The following is an 18,619-nucleotide window of genomic DNA, read 5'->3' as shown; positions in this document are numbered from 1 at the left end:
CTCCGTCGCAGCTTGATGGCTATGTGCTTGCACGGATCATTTGCCTAGCTATGCTCCACCGTTACGGGGCGTAGGCGATAAATGCTTTAACCCTCGAAGTGCGTACAGCTCTAACGTTAAAAGTTTAAAGCGCAGCCTTGAAACTTTTGAATTATCAATAGACAGCACCTCCAGGGATTGAGCCATGTTTAATTTGCATAACAAAGCCGACCTGCTTGAGAACAAACGTCTAAACGGCTCATTGAATGACACGTTAGCGAAGGTGCAGGCCATCAGTCGGTCCATGGCCATTATTGAATTCGCTCCGGATGGCACCATTCTTGATGCCAACGAGAACTTTTGCAGGGTAATGGGCTATTGCGCTGACGAAATTCGGGGTAAGCATCACCGGATTTTTTGCGAAGATAGTTACCAGAGGTCCAGCGACTACAGTCATTTCTGGAGTGATCTGGCCCGTGGAGAACCGTTGAACGGTACCTTTTCACGGCTCGACAAGGCCGGGCGCGAGGTGTGGCTTGAAGCCAGTTACATGCCCATTGTCGGCGCAGATCAGCACGTCACCCGCGTGATCAAGGTGGCTTCGGATATCACCGCTCGAATCAACAAAGAGCACGAAAACCAGAGCATTGTGAACGCCTTGAGCCGCTCGATGGCAATGATCGAGTTTTCTCCTGATGGCCGGGTGATCAATGCCAATCAGAACTTTCTCAATACCATGCATTACTCGCTGAGTGAAATCGTCGGTCAGCACCACGGCATGTTCTGTCGGCCCCATGAGGCCGAATCATCGGGTTATAAAGCATTTTGGGCTTCGCTCAATCGTGGCGAGTATCACTCCAGGCGTTTTGAACGGGTCGACAAACATGGGCACACGGTTTATCTCGAAGCCTCCTACAACCCGATTTTTGATGCCAAGGGCCGTTTGTACAAGGTGGTGAAGTTTGCCAGTGATATCACAGCTCAAGTCACCAATCTGCAAACTGCCGCCGAATCGGCCCACAGCACGTCGGTGCAAAACGACGCCTGTGCGCAGAAAGGCTCACAGGTGGTTCAGCAGACTGTGCAAATCATTGAAGCCATCTCCAAAGACCTCAACGAGGCGGCGCAAAGCATTGATGCGGTGAGCAAGCAGTCGGACAGCATCGGGAAGATTGTGCAGACCATTCGCGGGATTGCCGATCAAACCAATTTGCTGGCGCTCAATGCCGCGATCGAAGCGGCGAGGGCAGGGGAGCATGGTCGCGGGTTTGCCGTGGTGGCGGATGAAGTGAGAAGTCTGGCGGCGCGTACCAGTGCGGCCACCCTGGAGATTGTCGAAGTGGTCCGCAGAAACCATGACCTCTCGCTGAGTGCAGTGACCAGTATGCAGTCAAGTCTGAGTCGAACCGGCCTGGGGGTCGAACTGGCGAATGAAGCCGGGGAGGCGATTCTGGAAATCCAGCAAGGCTCCAGGCATGTGGTCGATGCCATCAGCCAGTTCAACTCAACGTTGCAACTGCATTAATTAACTGTGGGAGCAGGGGCCTTAGCTGCTCTCACGCACCATCAGTTCAAAACCCATGTCTTGCACCGGATTGGCCACTTTGTTGCCGGCCATCAGTGTGAGCATCTGCTCGGCCGCACGACGGCCGATGGCTTCTCGGGGGGTACGAATACTGCTTAAGCGCGGCACCATGAATTCCGAGGACGGCAGGTCGTTAAAACCTAATATGGCGATTTGCTCCGGGATTTTAATGCCGGTGCGTGCGGCTTCCAGCAGTGCGCCCTGGGCAAGGTCATCGTTGCCGAAAAAGATCGCATCTACCTGCGGATGGCTGGCCAGCAACTGCAGGAACAGTTCGCCACCAAGGCCAACAGAGGACGGGCGCGGCGTCAGCAGTTCAAGCTCCGGGTTGTACAAACCCGCCTGCTGCAAGGCGCGGCGAAAACCTTCGCCACGCAACAGCGTGCGCTGATCAAGTTGGGCGCCTATATAGGCCAGGCGCTTGCGGCCACGGGAGGTCAGGTGCCGGGCAGCGGTTTCACCGGCCTTCAATTGGGAGAACCCGACGCAGTTCAGGCCCTCGGCGGCATCCAGCTCCATCATGTACACGCAGGGTACATTGCTGCTTTCAATCATCCGTCGTGAGCTTTCGGAACGGTCAAATCCGGTCAGCAGGAGGCCGCGCGGCTGATAGGCCATATAGTTGCGCAGCAGGTTCTCTTCTTCATCCCGGGAGTAGTGAAAGTTGCCGATCAGCACCTCAAAACCCCGAGGACGCAATACGTCATGTATGGCTTCGAGGGTGTCGATAAACAGCAGGTTGGACAAGGACGGAACCAGCACCACGACGGAGTGGCTCTGTGCTGAAGCCAGTGCCCGGGCGGCCGGGTTGACCACGTAGTTCAGCTCATCGGCGGCAATTCGCACCTTTTCGGCAAGGTCCGTGGCGACGCTGCTGATACCGCGCAAGGCACGGGAGGCAGTGATGGGGCTGACCCCGGCCAGGCGGGCTACTTCGTTAAGGGTGGGGCGACCCGTGGTTCGGGTGTTTTTATCGTTTTTAGAGGTGGTCATCGGGGCGGCTTGCCAAACAAAAAACAAGTCACTAAGGTAGCGCTGTCCTGACGTGCCCGCAATTGCCTGATTGTGTGTAAATCAGTTACCCCAGCTTTGTATGTCGAGAGCGTCACCGCGTCTCCCCATAAAAATGAGAAATAGACGTCGGTAGCCTAGGCTTTGTGCTTTGCTTTCAAGTATTGAACGCATGGACAAAGACAGCGCTGTCTACGGACTGAGGTGTTTCATGAGTCAACCTATCACTGCTCTGGTCATCATGGGCGTTGCCGGCTGCGGCAAGTCCAGCGTTAGCCAGGCACTGTGCCAGCTCAATGGCGCGACCCCGATTGAAGGCGATGCGTTTCACCCTGCGGCCAACATCGACAAAATGAGTGCCGGTATTCCCCTGACCGATGAAGATCGTGCCGGCTGGTTAGACAGCCTGTGCGATGAGTTGCGTCGTGCGGTTGCCAGTGGCCAGCGTCCGGTCTTGACCTGCTCGGCGCTAAAACTGCGTTATCGCGAGCGTTTGCGTGATGCGGTTGACGGTCTGGGCTTTGTTTTTCTGGAGCTGACCCCCGAGGTTGCCGCTGCGCGAGTGGCCGATCGTCCGGGGCACTTCATGCCCAAGACCCTGATTGACAGTCAGTTCGCTGCACTTGAGTCTCCGACCAATGAGTCATTGGTGCTGACCTTGAATGCAGCCGAGATGAACATTAAGCAATTAGCGAGCGCTGCCCGGGATTGGTGGTGCGAGCAGACGGTAATGGCAACCTCATGATGTTGTTTCAAACAGATAGCGCTACCTGCCTCGGCTGTAGCGGCACCTACGTACTTGATAAGAACAAAAAGGCAGGAGACGCCCCATGCTAGGCATGTCCCACAATACGTTTCTGCTGCTCGATGCAGTGGTCACCATCATCGGCCTGATCGTATTGATCACCCGATTCAAGCTGCACCCGTTTATTGCCTTGATCATTGCCTCGGCGTTTCTTGGCTTGACCGCCGGCATGCCTGCCAACCTGATCATCAAGTCGTTCCAGGACGGTTTTGGTGGTGTATTGGGCTTTGTCGGGATCATCCTGGCGCTGGGCACCATGCTTGGCAAAATGATGGCCGACTCCGGGGGGGCTGACCAGATCGCCCGGACCCTGATTCGTGCCTTCGGCAAGGAAAAGGTGCAATGGGCAATGATGTTTGCCGCCTTCCTGGTGGGTATTCCGTTGTTCTTCGAAATCGGCTTTGTGCTGCTGATTCCGTTGGTGTTTATCGTTGCGCGTCGTACCGGCGTGTCGATCATCAAAATCGGTATTCCGTTGCTCGCAGGTTTGTCAGCCGTTCACGGTCTAGTGCCGCCGCACCCGGGGCCGCTGCTGGCCATTGGTGTATTCGGTGCTGACATCGGCAAGACCATTTTGTACGGCCTGATCGTTGCACTGCCTACCGCGATCATTGCCGGTCCGATTTATGGCACGTTCATCTCCAAGTACATCCCGGGTCACGCTTCCCAGGAGTTGATGGACCAATTGGCGAGCGAGCCGGAATCCAGCACGCTGCCGAGCTTCTCCATCACCTTGATCACTGTGCTGCTGCCAGTATTCCTGATGCTGCTCAAGACGTTTGCCGACGTTGCGCTGCCTGATGGCAACTTCTTCCGTGTCTGGATGGACATGATCGGTCATCCGATCAGTGCCCTGTTGCTGGCATTGCTGCTGGCGCTGTACACCTTTGGCGCGCGCCAGGGGATCGACTCCAAGCGCATCCTCAAGCTGCTGGACGCGAGCCTGGCCCCTACCGCAGCGATCATTCTGATCATCGGCGCGGGCGGCGGGTTCAAGCAAATGCTGGTAGCCAGCGGTGTGGGTGACGTGATCGGCCATATGGCGGTGAACGCGCAAATTTCGCCAATCCTGCTGGCCTGGCTGGTGGCAGCGGTGATTCGTATTGCAACAGGTTCTGCGACCGTGGCAACGATTACCGGGGCGGGGATTGTATTGCCGGTAGTGGATATGATTCCGGGCGTTAACCGCGAACTGCTGGTGCTGGCAACAGGGGCGGGCTCGTTGATTCTGTCTCACGTCAACGATGCCGGTTTCTGGTTGGTGAAGCAGTACTTCAACATGACAGTGGCTGAAACGTTCAAGACCTGGACCGCGATGGAAACCATCCTGTCGATTGTAGGTTTGATCTTTATTCTGCTGCTGTCGTTGGTGGTTTAAGCGCCACCAAACCTGTGGGAGCGGGCTGGCTCGCGATAAGCGCAACGCGGTGTATCTATTGCACCGCGGCGATCCAATCGCGAGCCAGCCCGCTTCCACACTGGTTTATGGCTTAGCCCGGGTTAAAGCCGTCAGCCCGGAACATGGCGCGGATACCACGTAGCGCCTGGCGAATGCGGTCCTGGTTTTCAATCAGGGCAAAACGCACATGATCGTCGCCGTATTCACCAAATCCTACGCCTGGGGACACACAGACTTTGGCATCCGCCAGCAACTTCTTGGCGAATTCCAGTGAGCCCATGTGTGCATAAGCCTCCGGGATCTTGGCCCAGATATACATCGAAGCTTTCGGGTTTTCGACCATCCAGCCCAGTTCGTGCAGCCCTTTGACGATGACGTTACGGCGCTGGCGGTACTGCTCGGCAATATCCTTGACGCACTGCTGGTCGCCTTCGAGCGCAGCGATCGCGGCCACTTGCAGCGGAGTGAAGGTGCCATAGTCGTGGTAGCTCTTGATCCGCGCCAGAGCGTTGACCAACTCCGGATTGCCCACCATGAAACCAATACGCCAGCCTGCCATGTTGTAGCTTTTGGACAGCGTGAAGAACTCCACGGCTACGTCCTTGGCGCCAGGTACTTGCATGATCGAAGGTGCTTTCCAGCCGTCGTAGACGATATCGGCGTAAGCCAGATCGTGAACCACCAACACATCGTATTGCTTGGCCAGGGCCACCACGCGCTCGAAAAAGTCCAGCTCCACGCATTGCGCCGTCGGATTGGACGGGAAGCCCAGAATCATCATTTTTGGCTTGGGGATCGAGCCGCGAATGGCTTTTTCCAGCTCGGCAAAAAAGTCCACACCGGGGATCAGCGGCACCGAACGCACCTGGGCGCCGGCAATCACGGCACCGTAAATGTGGATCGGGTAGCTGGGATTAGGCACCAGCACGGTATCGCCCTGATCCAGGGTGGCCAGCATCAAGTGTGCCAGGCCCTCTTTGGAGCCGATGGTGACGATGGCTTCGTGTTCCGGATCGATCTCAACGTTGTAACGGTCGGCATACCAACGAGAAATAGCCCGGCGCAGACGGGGAATACCCCGCGAAGTCGAGTAGCCGTGAGTGTCTTCACGCTGTGCGACGGTGCAGAGTTTTTCGACGATATGAGGAGGCGTCGGGCCGTCAGGGTTGCCCATGCTGAAGTCGATGATGTCTTCGCCACGACGTCGGGCGGCCATCTTCAGCTCAGCCGTGATGTTGAAAACGTAAGGGGGGAGTCGATCGATGCGCGCAAAACGGCGCGGCGAACCTTGGTCTGCCATGTGAGCCTCTGATACGTAAGCGCCCGGAACCGTCCGAGCGACGTTGACCACTGCGGTGGTCCGGGCAAAACAATACGGGCGGTGATGGCCTTTTGTCTAGATGCTGTCGGGGTCTATTTTTCCGCTGATCCGACCCAGCTGTATATTTGTTCCTATACTCAGCTGCTAAGTTTCCTACTTACTCTATCGAGCATGCCCCATGGATCAAATAGAAAAGTTCGAACTGTCAGCTCCGCGATTTGCCAAAGGTCAGTTTCAACTGATCGCGGGTTTGGGTGGCCGTTTCACTGAGGAGACCGCTGATCGAATTCCACAATTGTGGGAAAAATTCATCCCGGAAATCGGAAAAGTGCCAAGTCAAATTGGCGATGAAACCTACGGCGTTTGTTGTAACCCTGATGGCGAAGGGGGCTTCGAATACATTGCCGGCGTGGCCATCAGCAAGTTGGACGACCTGCCTGAACGGTATCGCTGGATCGAACTGCAAGAGCAGTCGTATGCGGTCTTTGAACATCGCGGCCCACTGGACACCCTTGCGCAGACGTTTCAGGCAATCTGGCAAGACTGGTTGCCTCATTCGGGCTACGAAGCTGCTGATGCGCCCGAGTTTGAACGTTACAGCGCGGACTTCAATCCGGACACCGGCGCAGGGCTGTTAGAAATCTGGTTGCCTGTTAAAAAGCCGATTTAGCTTGCGCGCAGTTGGGGCTGCGACGGTGATATCAGGGGCAGTACCAGGCGTCGCTCGCCACGGTAGGCTTCGCCTTGTTCGATCCAGCCCTGGCTCAGATAAAAAGCCAGGGCGCTGGCGTTGAACGGGCTTACCGACAGCATCAATAGCCGAATTTCGGGCCAGAACTGTCGAATGGCCCGGGGGAGTTCGCGCAGGCAGGCTTTACCCAACCCCAGGCCCTGAACGCCGCTGTCGACTTGAAACGCATGCAAGGTTGCGCTGCCAGGCTCAGCCCAATGGGCCAAAAGCGGCTCACGCTTGAGCAGCATAAAGGCAACCGGAAACTCCTCACTGAGCAGCGCCAATCCCTTGATCCCCGCGTGCGGCTGAGCAGGCAGTGAGTGCAAGGCCGAAGCAATGTCGCCGCAAAAAGCGATTTGCTCAGGAGCTACCTCAATCTTGCGCAGTTGCTCGCGTTGCAGGGGGGTAAGGTCTTCATAAGCGCAGAGGCGGGTGTTCATATCTGGATTCTGTCGAGGCGCAATAGGGGGCAACTGACGGGTTGGATCAGTTACTGCTGAGCAGCACGTCAGTTTCTACCCATCAGGGGGCCAAATACAGATTTATTCGTTTATCGGTTTTCAGTTCGTCGGCAAGCTGAAGGTGAAAACCGTGCCATGAACTTCATCGGAGGCGACTTCGAGTTGGCCTCCATGGGACAGGGCGATCTGGCTGGCAATGTACAACCCAAGTCCAAGACCGGCTTGCGGGATGTGGTTGGCCGGACGTGAATAGGGTTTGAACAAGTGTGGCAGCACATCAGCCGGAATGGTCTTGCCCTGGTTGGCCACCCTGATACTGAACACGCCATCCTGGGTCTGGATGGCGACGCGCACCGTGCCGGTGGAAGAGCCATGGGTGATGGCGTTGATCAGCAGGTTGGAGAGCAGTTGTGCCAAGCGGCCACTGTCACATTGAAGACCTTTGAGTTGACCTATCTGCGAGAGGATCAACCGCTCGGGATGAACATTTTGTATCTCTGAAATCACGTGGCTGAATACCTGATTCAGATCCCGGCATTCGCTCAAGGTCACGGGGATTCCGCTGCCGAGCCGTCCCCGGGCAAAGTCCAGGACGTCATTGACCAGCTGCGAGGCCCTATGGCCAGAGGTCAGGATGTGCTGCACCAGAACGTCGGTCTGCGGGTTGGAGTGCTTGCGCAGCAAGCGCTCGGCGGCGGCCGTAATGGCGAATAACGGGTTGCGCAAGTCATGGCCGATAACGGCGATAAATTGTTCGCGCAACTCAGCATTTTCTCGCTCCTGCTGCAGCGCTGTTTCTGTGCGCTGCAGGTTTTCTTCTGCTTCGATTTGCAGCGATAGCAGGCGTGAAAAAGACTCCATTGTCGACTGGATGGTGCTGTCCCTGAGGCGTGCAGGCTCTGGGTCAAGTGCACACAGGGTGCCGAAAAAACTGCCGTCGGTACGCCACACCGGAATCGTGATGTAGCTCTTGAAACGATACATTTTTGGCGTGTGATGGTTCTGGTACAGCGGATCTTCGCTGGCGTTGTCGATGACGATCGGCAGGTGCGAGTTCATGCTTTCAAAGCACAGGGTACTGACCAGGTCCAGCTCTCCACCCGGCTGCAAACCAAAGTTCAGATTGTCGAGTACCGCGCAGGCGGTCCAGGTTGTTTGGGTGACACGGGCAACGGCGGCAAAGCGCATTCCGGTCATTTCAGTAATGACCTTGAGGATCGCTGGAACAGCACTGATCCGGTTAATCGTTGCGATATCGTCAATCGCGCCTTGCGCCATGGTGGATGCTCTTGCTTAAAAAATTGATTCTAGCCATAACACTGAGCGTGGCACAAATTCCTGGAGGATTTGTATACAGGCCTGAGTTGGGCCAATAAAAAAGGCCGCCTCCTTCATAAATAAGGGGCGGCTTTTTTATTTAAATCAACTCAAGTGTCTTGTTTATCCTGCAGGACCTCAGCTGTTTTGGCGTCGAGATCAACGTCCCACTTAACGCCTTTGGTATCGCGTAATTCAACTTCATAAACCAGTTTGCCGTAGGAATGATCAAGCTCTGTATCGAGAATGGTTGCGCCTGGGTGTTTATCCAGCGCCGCTTGATTCAACTTTTCAAATGAGGTGATTTCACCCGACTTGATCAGCCCTGGAATATGGTCTGGGCGTACATCTGCCTGGGCAACACCGGCAGTCAGTGCCAGGGCAAGAGTGGCGAATACTATATTCAGTGCTTTCATGTTTAATCCCTTGGGGTTGAGGTGTTTAAGTGGGATCAGATTATCCGGCGCAACTTAACTCATCCTTAATTTCCACCCCGTTACAGGTTAGCGGTTTCAGTAGCCATTCTTTTCCAGCACTTGGTTGACGCTGTGTGGAGCCGATCGCTGGTAGTACGTGAGCAGTTCGCTTGCGCGGTTAGTGAAAATACCGTCGACGCCTGCGTCCATTGCCTTCTTGAAGTCCACGGGTTCGTCGAGGGTGTACACGTGTACCAGCAAGCCCTTGTCGTGGGTCGCCTTGTTCATCCACGGCTTGATCAGGTCGAAGTAGCTCTGGTCACCGCCGCGGGTCAACGCTGCCGAAGGGCCTGTACCGATGGCTCCGTTGGCCTTGGCAAAGTCGAGCCACTGGATGAACTCGGCCTTGTCCTTAGGCTGCAGCTTGGCGTAATACGCAGCTTTATCCTTCTCGCCCGAGTCGGCGAAGCGCTGAGTGGTGTTCGGTGTCATACCGCCTTCACCGACCCATAACAGCAAGATTTTTGGTGTGTTGGGCATTTCTTTTTGCAGCAGTTCGAGGCTGTTTTTGTCAAAGGTTTGCAACATTATCCGGCCTTTTCCCTGGCCGACCAGAGGCTCTGCCGTTGTTGTTGCCGGTTCGAGCCAGCCACGTTCGCTCAGTTTGTTTTTCAGGTCGTGCTCAAGCCCCGGGAACTGTTTGGGCTCTTTGGTTTCGATGTACAGGCCAGGCTTGTGTTGCGGGTTGCCTTGGGCAATATCGATTATTTCGTCCAGCGTCAGAATGGGCAGCCCAACATAGGATGGGCGCGCACGATCGGGATAAGCCTGATTGAACCAGCTACCGGCATCCAGGGTTTTAAGCTCGGCCAGCGTGAAGGCGCTGGCGGGACTGTCCTTGCGTTCCGGGAATTTTTTGGCCACGTCGGTGGTGCGTAACAGGCTGTTGTCATGTAACGCAAACAGAACCCCGTCCTTGCTGCGTTGAAGGTCCATTTCCAGATAGTCGGCGCCCAGGTCCCGGGCGAGGGTATAGGCTGCTGCTGTTGATTCCGGGGCGTCGAAGGAGGCACCCCGATGTGCAATCACTGCAGGACGCGGTATGCCATGAGCGTTGGCCAGTGCCGCCTCGGTCGTGCTGGATGCGCTGGCGGCCTGTGCGCCGCCCATGCCTAGAAGCAGGCTCAGTAGCAGGGCGGTTTTGCCAAAAGGGTCAGGCATGGGTTGAGTTCCTTTCAATCAGAAAAATAGAGGTCGCCTTTTTAACAACACGGCAGCCATGGGTACTATCAAGAATCCGACACAAACGAGTGTCTTGTTCGGTTTTAAGCGTTTTTTCTTACAAATGTGCAGTATTCTTGGCCACATCAGTGCCCCCGGCAGAGGGGCAGGCGTTAAATCTTGCGTGTAAACCATCGTTCCAGAGCCTCTGGGCTCGTCAGTGAGGTTTACCATGCGTATCACTTCGCAACTAATCTGCCAGGCCGCCGACCAGCTAAACGGCTTTGTCGGTTTAAATCGCAAGACAGGCCAGCACATTGTCCGTTTCAGTGAGGATTCCTTCGGGATGGATGTCGCTGACGACAACATTACGCCCGCCAGCGAGTTTGTCTGGCACGCCGATGGCGCAGACACCATGACCCTCAAGCGCGAGCTGATTCAGTTATTACTGGATCAAAATATTGATGATCGTTTGAACATCACCGAGCCATTGCGTGTGTACATGCAGCGTCTGGACGTGCCTGAGATTTCGGCTGTACGCCGTTGCGTCAATTGAGTGGAGCAGCCCAGGACACTATTTTTTCCTGGGCTGCTATTCAATACGGCTGTGAAAGAGTGTCTGCAGCGCTGATACTGATTTTGTTACGGCCCGTATTTTTTGCGATATACAGTGCTTTATCGGCTTCATTCAACCAAGTGGAAGCGTTTTGAAACTCGGGGCGGCAAGAGGCCAGTCCAATGCTCAGGCTTACGCTTATCCGCAGTTCAGGCTCGTCCGCGTGTTGAAAGTTGCAAAATACCTGACGCAGTCGCTCCATGATTTCCTGGGCCTGATGCAGAGAGCGGTTGGGCAGGATGATGCAGAATTCATCACCGCCATACCGACCAGCCAGGTCTTGAGCGCGCAAGTTGTCCTTGAGCTCCTTGCTGAGCTGGCGCAATACACAATCACCGACGATATGCCCGTAGGTATCATTGATCTGCTTGAAATGGTCGATATCAATCAGGGCCAGGGTGGCGGGCGAACGACTCTCCCGGCTTTGCAGGAAGCTCAGGTGCAGCAGGTCTTTCCATGAGCCGTGATTGAGCAGCCCGGTCAGGCTGTCGGTGCGGCTCAGGGTGCTCAGTGCGCGTTTATGCTCGGCCAAGGTTATCGCCAGGCGATAGCTGACCATGCCTACAGAAAACGGATAAAGAATCAGCACCGGTATGCAGGCATAGACTTGCAGGCTGTTGGTTTCAGGCGTGAAGGCAGCTCCCAGAAACAGAAGCGAAATCAGGACCCCTGCCAGCTGCGCCAACACACCGTACAGGAGAAATCTTGGCCCTCCTGCCGCGACGTTATGCATCATCATCATGGACACAATAATGACTGTCGGCAGCGCGTTGAACTGGATGGTTGCTGCCCAGAACCCCCCGCACAGCGAGTCAATCAAGATGTTTCGCCGCTCAGTCCGATACGGATAGGTCGCACGTGAAGACAATTGGAGTGCCAGGTGTGGCCATACGAGTGCATTGAACAGCAGCAGTCCCCATAGCCAGATGGGCTTGTCGAGAGGGTACAGGGCGGCTACCAGACTGAGCCCGCCAAACCCTGAACCTATGGCACGTGGCGTATAAATACGCTTGGCAAACGACAAGCCTTTGCCTCTTTTATTGTCCATGGTTATCTGCGTGAGATGTTTGGACCATGAGTCCGGATACCGCTGGGTATCCGGGCCGCCGATTGCTTGCTGACACCCGTTGTCGAGAATACATCGCACATATTCCGCACATTTTTGGAACGGTTATGGATGCAGACTAGCTCTATTAAGTCGAAGGCGAGTCAGCGTTGGTGACAATGTCTGTGGCCACTGTTAGTTCTTATAGAATGACGATCAACCGCTAACAGGCCGGAAAGCAAGATAATACTCATTTTTTCACCGGAGGCTTCATGCCATGGCACTCGACTCACGCAGTGCTGAGCGGCTTAAACCCGCTGAGCGTTATCAAGGTGCATTTCGAAATGATGGCGCCCGGCCGTCCTCCAGTCTTGGCAAGACCTTGGGTATTTTTTGGAGAATGCTTTTTCAAAAGCCTGCGAGTACACGTCCTGCAGGTGTGATTCCGGTCAAGCCGTTAACCTGTGAACAGTTGGCCGCGGCACCTGACTTCAGTGTCTATCGATTGGGGCACTCGACCTTGCTGCTCAAGCTCAATGGCAAGTACTGGCTGACCGATCCTGTCTACGCGCAGCGTGCCTCACCGCTGCAGTGGATTGGCCCCAAGCGTTTCCATGCTCCCCCCATCAGCCTTCAAGAGCTTCCACCGTTGGAGGCCGTGATTCTTTCCCATAATCACTACGATCACCTGGACCAAAAAACCGTGTTGCAACTTGCGGCTAAAACGCAGCATTTTTTGGCGCCGCTGGGTGTCGGCGACCTGTTGATCAAATGGGGAGTACAGGCCAGCAAAGTTCAGCAACTGGATTGGTGGCAAGACACCCATGTTGCAGGCATTCGTTTTATCGCCACTCCATCCCAGCACTTTTCAGGCCGCGGCCTGTTTGATCACAACCAGACGCTTTGGGCATCCTGGGTGATGATCATTGATGGGGTGCGGATTTTCTTCAGTGGAGATTCGGGGTACTTCGACGGCTTCAAGCTGATTGGTGAACAGTTGGGACCATTCGACCTGACTCTAATGGAAACGGGGGCCTACAACGTCGATTGGCCACATGTACACATGCAGCCCGAGCACAGCCTGCAAGCCCACATCGACCTCAATGGACGTTGGCTAATACCGATTCACAACGGCACCTTTGATCTGGCTTTCCATGCCTGGTCCGAGCCGTTTGACCGTATTGTGGCGTTGGCGGAGCAACGCAATGTACTCATTACAACGCCACAAATGGGGGAAGTGTTCAACCTGATGCAGCCCCACAAAGGGCGTGCCTGGTGGCTTGAAGTACACACCCCGGAGTAGTAGGGCCGGGGTTTACTCGATCATGGCAAAGTCTTCGCGGCCCATCGGGTCGGGTGTAGTGCCGCGAACATTGCCCCCGCGACCGGGCGCAAACCCGGGAAAGAACACCAGCCCTTGCGCCTCCAGGCTGTAGGCGAGGGCCAGCTGGGTAACGTCGCGCACAGGGCCTTGGGCTTCGAAGCGTTCAATTGCCGGGACTGAAACCCCGGACTGCTGGCTCAGATACTCGAGATTCCAGCCAAGCATTTCGCGGGCTTGCGCGCAGTGCAGCGGGGTAAATTGATTAATGACAATGCGTTCAAACGTACTGCGCGTGGCTGAATGAGGCATGGGTGTTCTCCAGGGCTGAGTCAGTGCTTGAAAATATACTGTGTTTTTATACAGTTATTTTTGGCGTGGATCAAACTCGTTTTCTGATAAGTCCCGACCGGAAAAGTCGCCTCATTTATCTCCTCTCAAGATACCGACCACTCGGTTGGACTGCCCCCAGTCGATTCACGGGTGTCGTATCTGTTGGCCACACGCAGTTAATTTTTTCACAAAAAAAAGGGCCAACAATCGTTGGCCCTTCTTGTTTGCTACGTATGGCTTAACTCAAGCCTCGTATCAATCCCAGCTCAATGCACCACCGGTTTGGTATTCAATTACCCGCGTTTCGAAGAAATTTTTCTCTTTCTTCAAGTCCATGATTTCGCTCATCCATGGGAACGGGTTGGTCGTGCCCGGGTATTCTTCTTTCAGGCCGATTTGCGACAGGCGGCGGTTGGCGATGAATTTGAGGTAGTCCTCCATCATCGCGGCGTTCATGCCCAGTACGCCGCGCGGCATGGTGTCGCGAGCGTATTCGATTTCCAGTTGGGTGCCTTGCAGGATCATCTGCGAAGCTTCTTCCTTCATTTCAGCGTCCCACAGATGCGGGTTTTCGATTTTGATCTGGTTGATCACATCGATGCCGAAGTTCAGGTGCATGGATTCGTCGCGCAGGATGTATTGGAACTGCTCGGCGACACCGGTCATTTTGTTGCGACGGCCCATCGACAGGATCTGGGTAAAGCCGCAATAGAAGAAGATGCCTTCCAGAACGCAGTAGTAGGCGATCAGGTTGCGCAGCAGCTCTTTATCGGTCTCAACGGTGCCGGTTTCGAACTTCGGATCGGAGATCGAACGGGTGTATTTGAGGCCCCAGGTGGCTTTTTTGGCGACCGACGGGATCTCGTGGTACATGTTGAAGATCTCGCCTTCATCCATGGCCAGCGATTCGATGCAGTACTGGTAGGCGTGGGTGTGGATCGCCTCTTCGAATGCCTGGCGCAGGATGTACTGGCGGCATTCAGGGTTGGTGATCAGGCGGTACACGGCCAGCACCAGGTTGTTGGCAACCAGGGAGTCGGCGGTGGAGAAGAAGCCCAGGTTGCGCATCACGATGCGGCGCTCGTCGTCGGTCAGGCCTTCCGGGTTTTTCCAGAGGGCGATGTCGGCGGTCATGTTGACTTCTTGCGGCATCCAGTGGTTTGCGCAACCGTCCAGGTACTTCTGCCAGGCCCAGTCGTACTTGAACGGCACGAGCTGGTTGAGGTCGGCGCGGCAGTTGATCATCATCTTTTCGTCAACCGCAACACGGGCGGAAGCGCCTTCGAGTTCGGCCAGACCTTCAGCGATGTCGAGGTTGTCCAGGGCAGCCTTGGCGCGAATGATCGCGGCCGAGTCGCTGGCGGTCACTGCACGGGCTTCCTGGGCTGCTACGCCGCCGGCGGCGTCGAGGCGGTCCATGTTGGCTTCGGTTGCGTGGCCTGCGTTGGCGCCTTTAACAGCGACTTCGCCTTCGTCTTCTTTGTCGAATTCGTCCCAGCTCAGCATGACGTATCGTCTCCTGCGTGAGGGCCTGTTGGCTGTGTGAAAACACTGATGGTTTGGTTTTTACACGGCCATAGGCCACTTGGATCTAAGAAATGTTGCTTGCAGTAGCGTTGTGCTCACGCAAAAACATGAATGTGTACGTTGGCTTGTACCGCTGTCGCTCAGGGGAGGAGGTTTTACCTGCACTCACCCTGGGCCTTGAGGCCGTAGCAGCGTGGATTTACAGCCCGCCAAGGGGATATATCAAGCCTTTTTGATGGCCGCAGTATACGGCTTTTGCACAAGGTATTTCAGCCAGTTTTTTTTCCGGGGATGCGACGAAACGCCCTAAATTTATCCTGGGCTTAAGGAAGGCTGGGGCTGGGCGAGGGTTTACAGGAGCAGAAGTTTTTTTGTCATGGGGCCAAGAGGTCGAATGACCTGTGGCTAGAGGGGGAATGAGTCGGGTTTTGGTGCGAGGCAGGATCAAGCCCGGCCGAAACCGGGCGTTAAGTCGATGCGGTGTCAGCTGAGGCGATGGCCGTTGGTACGGTCATAACCATCTTCGGCAAAACCTGCCGAGCGGGTGTTGTCATAGCCATCTTCGGCAAAGCTGGCCGAGCGTGTGCTGTCGTAACCGTCTTCTGCAAAGCTGGCCGAGCGTGTGCTGTTGTAGCCGTCTTCTGTAAAGCTGGCTGCGTGAGTGCGGTCATAACCGTCAGCGGCAAACGCTGCGCTGGCCAGAACTGACAAACTAAAAGCCACTATCAAGGAGCGTTTCATTTAATAATTCCCGTGCGATACAGGCGCAGGCGCACAACTGTTCAAGGGCGATATAAGTTGCGTTGAAAGTTGCAATTAAGTGCCGCGAGGGATCGCTTATATAAGTAAGTTGATTAACGCTTTAATAAACCGGGTGCGATGAATCAGCCGTTGGAACAACCGTTACCCATCACGCGGTATTCGAGGGTGTGCTGCATGCCCTGGGAGTCTTCGTAGACCATTTGCGCCGGTACGACTTCGCAGACGCTGGGGATTTCGCTCATGGAAATCACTTTGGCAATGTCCAGTTCGGAAGAGTAGGAATACTGTTCAACGGCAGGTTGCTGGTGCGTAGCCTGTGTGCTTGTTTCATCCGCCATGGCGGTTAAACACACACTGCTCAGAGCCAGAACTAACAACGCTTTCATTTCGAAATTACCTGTTTTAGGTCGAGTGGGGTCACACAGCCCTTATGAGGCTGTGTGTGAAACTGAGTGATGAAGAGCGACTAAACTTGCCTTCGTGGGGGCTGTAACTTGGGTTAATCGCGGTGCCTTGGTTGGCGAGATGAATTTTAGGCCTGCGCCGCACGGGCATATAGAGGGGGTTTTGATAAAGACTGTTGACAGTTTCTGCAACAATCGTCGAAAACAGGGTTGGTTTTGGACGTTTGCAAGGTGGGCACCCAGCCGTAACGGGCTGTAAGTACTGTGCTTGAGCCTTGCGCAGGAAAACCATAGTTTTTTTGCGTGTTTCTTACTACCAACGTCGAATGGATCTCACGGCTTGGCCCGGCTAAAACAGGGTCATAAAACAACAACTACAAGCATTGAGGTATGAAACATGAGTGCCGCTTCCCTGTATCCCGTACGCCCTGAAGTCGCTGCCAACACGCTGACTGACGAGGCGACCTACAAGGCGATGTACCAGCAGTCCGTCGTCAACCCGGATGGCTTCTGGCGCGAACAAGCAAAGCGTCTCGACTGGATCAAGCCTTTTACTACCGTCAAGCAGACGTCCTTCGACGACCATCATGTCGACATCAAATGGTTTGCAGATGGCACGCTCAACGTTTCCTACAACTGCCTGGATCGCCACCTTGCCGAGCGCGGCGATCAGGTCGCTATCATCTGGGAAGGGGATGACCCTTCCGAACAGCGCAACATCACCTACCGCGAACTGCACGAAGAAGTGTGCAAGCTGGCCAACGCCCTGCGCGGTCAGGATGTGCACCGTGGTGATGTCGTTACTATCTATATGCCGATGGTGCCTGAAGCCGTAGTCGCCATGCTGGCCTGTACCCGGATCGGCGCGATTCACTCCGTGGTGTTTGGTGGTTTCTCGCCTGAGGCACTGGCCGGACGGATCATCGATTGCAAATCCAAGGTGGTCATTACCGCTGACGAAGGTCTGCGTGGTGGCAAGCGCACAGCGCTCAAGGCCAATGTCGATGTGGCATTGACCAACCCGGACACTTCCAGTGTGCAGAAGATCATTGTGTTCAAGCGTACCGGTGGCGACATCGCCTGGTACAAGCACCGTGACATCTGGTACCACGACTTGATGGCCGTTGCTTCGAAGCACTGCGCTCCGAAAGAAATGGGGGCCGAAGAAGCCCTGTTCATCCTGTATACCTCTGGCTCAACCGGCAAGCCCAAGGGCGTTCAGCACACCACGGGCGGCTATCTGCTCTATGCGGCACTGACCCACGAGCGCGTGTTCGATTACCGTCCTGGCGAGATTTACTGGTGCACGGCCGATGTGGGCTGGGTGACCGGTCACACCTATATTGTCTACGGGCCGTTGGCCAATGGCGCGACCACCCTGTTGTTTGAAGGTGTGCCGAACTATCCGGACATCACCCGCGTGTCGAAAATTGTCGACAAGCACAAGGTCAACATTCTCTACACCGCGCCAACCGCCATTCGCGCCATGATGGCTGAAGGTCAGGCTGCGGTTAAGGATGCCGATGGCTCCAGCTTGCGTTTGCTGGGTTCGGTGGGCGAACCGATTAACCCTGAGGCCTGGAACTGGTACTACACAACCGTGGGCAAGGAGCGTTGCCCGATCGTGGATACCTGGTGGCAGACCGAGACTGGTGCTTGCATGATGAGCCCGCTGCCGGGGGCGCACGCACTCAAGCCTGGCTCTGCGGCGCGTCCGTTCTTCGGCGTGGTGCCGGGGCTGGTGGATAACCTGGGTAACCTTATAGAAGGGGCTGCCGAAGGCAACCTGGTGATTCTGGATTCGTGGCCGGGGCAGGCGCGGACCCTGTATGGCGATCACGACCGTTTCGTCGATACCTACTTCAAGACCTTCCGTGGCATGTACTTCACCGGTGACGGCGCGCGTCGCGATGAGGATGGCTACTACTGGATCACGGGTCGCGTGGATGACGTGCTCAACGTGTCCGGCCACCGGATGGGTACCGCCGAAATCGAAAGCGCGATGGTGGCGCACCCTAAAGTTGCCGAGGCCGCAGTTGTCGGCGTGCCGCATGACATCAAGGGGCAGGGGATCTATGTCTACGTCACGCTCAATGGTGGCGAAGAGCCGAGTGAAGCGCTGCGCCTTGAGTTGAAAAACTGGGTGCGCAAGGAGATCGGCCCGATCGCCTCGCCGGATGTCATCCAGTGGGCACCGGGGCTGCCGAAAACCCGCTCGGGCAAAATCATGCGCCGCATTTTGCGCAAGATTGCCACCGGTGAATACGATGGTCTGGGTGATATCTCTACCCTGGCTGACCCGGGTGTGGTGCAGCACTTGATTGAAACCCACAAAGGCATGAAAGTCGCATAACACGTGCTGA

General features: G+C 55.5%; 18 protein-coding genes and 1 pseudogene. 8 read left to right on the top strand and 11 right to left on the bottom strand.

The window, feature by feature from the left end; translation table 11 throughout:
* Nucleotides 1–184: 184 nt before the first annotated feature.
* Nucleotides 185–955 (top strand): annotated as a pseudogene (locus tag VSQ83_RS26810) (PAS domain-containing protein); the annotation flags it as partial.
* Complete coding sequence (locus VSQ83_RS26805; RefSeq protein ID WP_371928113.1) at nt 932–1,504, top strand: methyl-accepting chemotaxis protein; 573 nt, start codon at nt 932–934, stop codon at nt 1,502–1,504. The pseudogene VSQ83_RS26810 and the gene VSQ83_RS26805, both read left to right, overlap by 24 nt.
* Nucleotides 1,505–1,525: 21 nt before the next feature.
* Here VSQ83_RS26805 and VSQ83_RS17920 read toward each other — a convergent pair whose 3' ends face one another.
* The gene (locus VSQ83_RS17920) at nt 1,526–2,557 is read right to left on the bottom strand and encodes a LacI family DNA-binding transcriptional regulator (RefSeq protein WP_326427281.1); all 1,032 of its coding nucleotides are present in this window, start codon (nt 2,555–2,557) and stop codon (nt 1,526–1,528) included.
* A 229-nt stretch (nt 2,558–2,786) separates the two neighbouring features.
* Between VSQ83_RS17920 and VSQ83_RS17915 the strand changes: the two genes are divergently transcribed.
* Both VSQ83_RS17915 and VSQ83_RS17910 read left to right on the top strand, forming a co-directional pair.
* Nucleotides 2,787–3,320 carry a gluconokinase gene (locus VSQ83_RS17915; protein ID WP_133077291.1) on the top strand — a complete coding sequence of 178 codons (534 nt, stop codon included), beginning with the start codon at nt 2,787–2,789 and terminating at the stop codon, nt 3,318–3,320.
* Nucleotides 3,321–3,405: 85 nt separating this feature from the next.
* Nucleotides 3,406–4,758 (top strand): GntP family permease, encoded by a 1,353-nt coding sequence (locus VSQ83_RS17910; RefSeq protein WP_019829158.1) that lies wholly within the window; start codon nt 3,406–3,408, stop codon nt 4,756–4,758.
* Between the two features lie 112 nt (nt 4,759–4,870).
* Here VSQ83_RS17910 and alaC read toward each other — a convergent pair whose 3' ends face one another.
* Nucleotides 4,871–6,079 carry an alanine transaminase gene (gene alaC / locus VSQ83_RS17905; protein WP_219262900.1) on the bottom strand — a complete coding sequence of 403 codons (1,209 nt, stop codon included), beginning with the start codon at nt 6,077–6,079 and terminating at the stop codon, nt 4,871–4,873.
* Between the two features lie 199 nt (nt 6,080–6,278).
* Here alaC and VSQ83_RS17900 point away from each other — a divergent pair, with 199 nt between their 5' ends.
* A complete protein-coding gene (locus tag VSQ83_RS17900; RefSeq protein ID WP_219262899.1) occupies nt 6,279–6,770 on the top strand; it encodes a GyrI-like domain-containing protein in 492 nt (163 codons plus the stop codon).
* Here the strand turns inward: VSQ83_RS17900 and VSQ83_RS17895 are convergent.
* The 4 genes from VSQ83_RS17895 to VSQ83_RS17880 all read right to left on the bottom strand — a co-directional run bounded on the left by VSQ83_RS17895 (nt 6,767) and on the right by VSQ83_RS17880 (nt 10,248).
* Entirely contained in the window at nt 6,767–7,273 is a 507-nt protein-coding gene (locus VSQ83_RS17895) for a GNAT family N-acetyltransferase (RefSeq protein WP_133077294.1), read from the bottom strand. The genes VSQ83_RS17900 and VSQ83_RS17895 overlap by 4 nt on opposite strands.
* Before the next feature lie 120 nt (nt 7,274–7,393).
* Nucleotides 7,394–8,572: a GAF domain-containing sensor histidine kinase gene (locus tag VSQ83_RS17890; protein WP_219262898.1), complete on the bottom strand. Its 1,179-nt coding sequence runs from the start codon at nt 8,570–8,572 to the stop codon at nt 7,394–7,396.
* A gap of 149 nt (nt 8,573–8,721) precedes the next feature.
* Entirely contained in the window at nt 8,722–9,027 is a 306-nt protein-coding gene (locus VSQ83_RS17885) for a PepSY domain-containing protein (protein WP_133077296.1), read from the bottom strand.
* Between the two features lie 96 nt (nt 9,028–9,123).
* On the bottom strand, nt 9,124–10,248 hold the full coding sequence (locus VSQ83_RS17880; protein WP_133077297.1) for a glycerophosphodiester phosphodiesterase: 1,125 nt from the start codon (nt 10,246–10,248) through the stop codon (nt 9,124–9,126).
* Between the two features lie 232 nt (nt 10,249–10,480).
* Here VSQ83_RS17880 and VSQ83_RS17875 point away from each other — a divergent pair, with 232 nt between their 5' ends.
* Complete coding sequence (locus VSQ83_RS17875; protein WP_133077298.1) at nt 10,481–10,804, top strand: DUF2025 family protein; 324 nt, start codon at nt 10,481–10,483, stop codon at nt 10,802–10,804.
* Between the two features lie 40 nt (nt 10,805–10,844).
* Here the strand turns inward: VSQ83_RS17875 and VSQ83_RS17870 are convergent, their stop codons facing one another.
* Nucleotides 10,845–11,912 (bottom strand): diguanylate cyclase, encoded by a 1,068-nt coding sequence (locus VSQ83_RS17870; protein ID WP_133077299.1) that lies wholly within the window; start codon nt 11,910–11,912, stop codon nt 10,845–10,847.
* A gap of 274 nt (nt 11,913–12,186) precedes the next feature.
* On the opposite strand from VSQ83_RS17870, the gene VSQ83_RS17865 reads away from it, so the two are divergent.
* Entirely contained in the window at nt 12,187–13,212 is a 1,026-nt protein-coding gene (locus tag VSQ83_RS17865) for an MBL fold metallo-hydrolase (protein ID WP_326427280.1), read from the top strand.
* Nucleotides 13,213–13,224: 12 nt separating this feature from the next.
* Here VSQ83_RS17865 and VSQ83_RS17860 read toward each other — a convergent pair whose 3' ends face one another.
* The 4 genes from VSQ83_RS17860 to VSQ83_RS17845 all read right to left on the bottom strand — a co-directional run bounded on the left by VSQ83_RS17860 (nt 13,225) and on the right by VSQ83_RS17845 (nt 16,238).
* Complete coding sequence (locus VSQ83_RS17860) at nt 13,225–13,542, bottom strand: helix-turn-helix transcriptional regulator (RefSeq protein ID WP_326427279.1); 318 nt, start codon at nt 13,540–13,542, stop codon at nt 13,225–13,227.
* A gap of 276 nt (nt 13,543–13,818) precedes the next feature.
* Nucleotides 13,819–15,069 carry a ribonucleotide-diphosphate reductase subunit beta gene (locus VSQ83_RS17855; protein ID WP_095035466.1) on the bottom strand — a complete coding sequence of 417 codons (1,251 nt, stop codon included), beginning with the start codon at nt 15,067–15,069 and terminating at the stop codon, nt 13,819–13,821.
* Between the two features lie 504 nt (nt 15,070–15,573).
* Complete coding sequence (locus VSQ83_RS17850) at nt 15,574–15,831, bottom strand: heme utilization protein (RefSeq protein WP_219262896.1); 258 nt, start codon at nt 15,829–15,831, stop codon at nt 15,574–15,576.
* 143 nt (nt 15,832–15,974) lie between these two features.
* Nucleotides 15,975–16,238 carry a DUF2790 domain-containing protein gene (locus tag VSQ83_RS17845; RefSeq protein ID WP_133077303.1) on the bottom strand — a complete coding sequence of 88 codons (264 nt, stop codon included), beginning with the start codon at nt 16,236–16,238 and terminating at the stop codon, nt 15,975–15,977.
* Between the two features lie 415 nt (nt 16,239–16,653).
* Between VSQ83_RS17845 and acs the strand changes: the two genes are divergently transcribed.
* Complete coding sequence (gene acs / locus VSQ83_RS17840; protein ID WP_133077304.1) at nt 16,654–18,609, top strand: acetate--CoA ligase; 1,956 nt, start codon at nt 16,654–16,656, stop codon at nt 18,607–18,609.
* Nucleotides 18,610–18,619: the final 10 nt, after the last annotated feature.

It is taken from the genome of Pseudomonas sp. DSV-1, assembly GCF_035830915.1.
Classification (GTDB): domain Bacteria; phylum Pseudomonadota; class Gammaproteobacteria; order Pseudomonadales; family Pseudomonadaceae; genus Aquipseudomonas.
Note: the sequence above shows the minus strand (reverse complement) of the source record. Positions and strands in the feature narration are given on the sequence as shown.

Bases quoted from the DNA above. Each gene is read 5' to 3' on its own strand.
- VSQ83_RS17880 (WP_133077297.1), bottom strand. From the start codon at position 10,248: ATGCCTGACCCTTTTGGCAAAACCGCCCTGCTACTGAGCCTGCTTCTA.
- VSQ83_RS17870 (WP_133077299.1), bottom strand. From the start codon at position 11,912: ATGGACAATAAAAGAGGCAAAGGCTTGTCGTTTGCCAAGCGTATTTAT.
- acs (WP_133077304.1), top strand. From the start codon at position 16,654: ATGAGTGCCGCTTCCCTGTATCCCGTACGCCCTGAAGTCGCTGCCAAC.
- VSQ83_RS17890 (WP_219262898.1), bottom strand. From the start codon at position 8,572: ATGGCGCAAGGCGCGATTGACGATATCGCAACGATTAACCGGATCAGT.
- VSQ83_RS17920 (WP_326427281.1), bottom strand. From the start codon at position 2,557: ATGACCACCTCTAAAAACGATAAAAACACCCGAACCACGGGTCGCCCC.
- VSQ83_RS17895 (WP_133077294.1), bottom strand. From the start codon at position 7,273: ATGAACACCCGCCTCTGCGCTTATGAAGACCTTACCCCCCTGCAACGC.
- VSQ83_RS17865 (WP_326427280.1), top strand. From the start codon at position 12,187: ATGGCACTCGACTCACGCAGTGCTGAGCGGCTTAAACCCGCTGAGCGT.
- VSQ83_RS17860 (WP_326427279.1), bottom strand. From the start codon at position 13,542: ATGCCTCATTCAGCCACGCGCAGTACGTTTGAACGCATTGTCATTAAT.
- VSQ83_RS17845 (WP_133077303.1), bottom strand. From the start codon at position 16,238: ATGAAAGCGTTGTTAGTTCTGGCTCTGAGCAGTGTGTGTTTAACCGCC.
- VSQ83_RS17910 (WP_019829158.1), top strand. From the start codon at position 3,406: ATGCTAGGCATGTCCCACAATACGTTTCTGCTGCTCGATGCAGTGGTC.
- alaC (WP_219262900.1), bottom strand. From the start codon at position 6,079: ATGGCAGACCAAGGTTCGCCGCGCCGTTTTGCGCGCATCGATCGACTC.
- VSQ83_RS17875 (WP_133077298.1), top strand. From the start codon at position 10,481: ATGCGTATCACTTCGCAACTAATCTGCCAGGCCGCCGACCAGCTAAAC.
- VSQ83_RS17915 (WP_133077291.1), top strand. From the start codon at position 2,787: ATGAGTCAACCTATCACTGCTCTGGTCATCATGGGCGTTGCCGGCTGC.
- VSQ83_RS17855 (WP_095035466.1), bottom strand. From the start codon at position 15,069: ATGCTGAGCTGGGACGAATTCGACAAAGAAGACGAAGGCGAAGTCGCT.
- VSQ83_RS17885 (WP_133077296.1), bottom strand. From the start codon at position 9,027: ATGAAAGCACTGAATATAGTATTCGCCACTCTTGCCCTGGCACTGACT.
- VSQ83_RS17900 (WP_219262899.1), top strand. From the start codon at position 6,279: ATGGATCAAATAGAAAAGTTCGAACTGTCAGCTCCGCGATTTGCCAAA.
- VSQ83_RS17850 (WP_219262896.1), bottom strand. From the start codon at position 15,831: ATGAAACGCTCCTTGATAGTGGCTTTTAGTTTGTCAGTTCTGGCCAGC.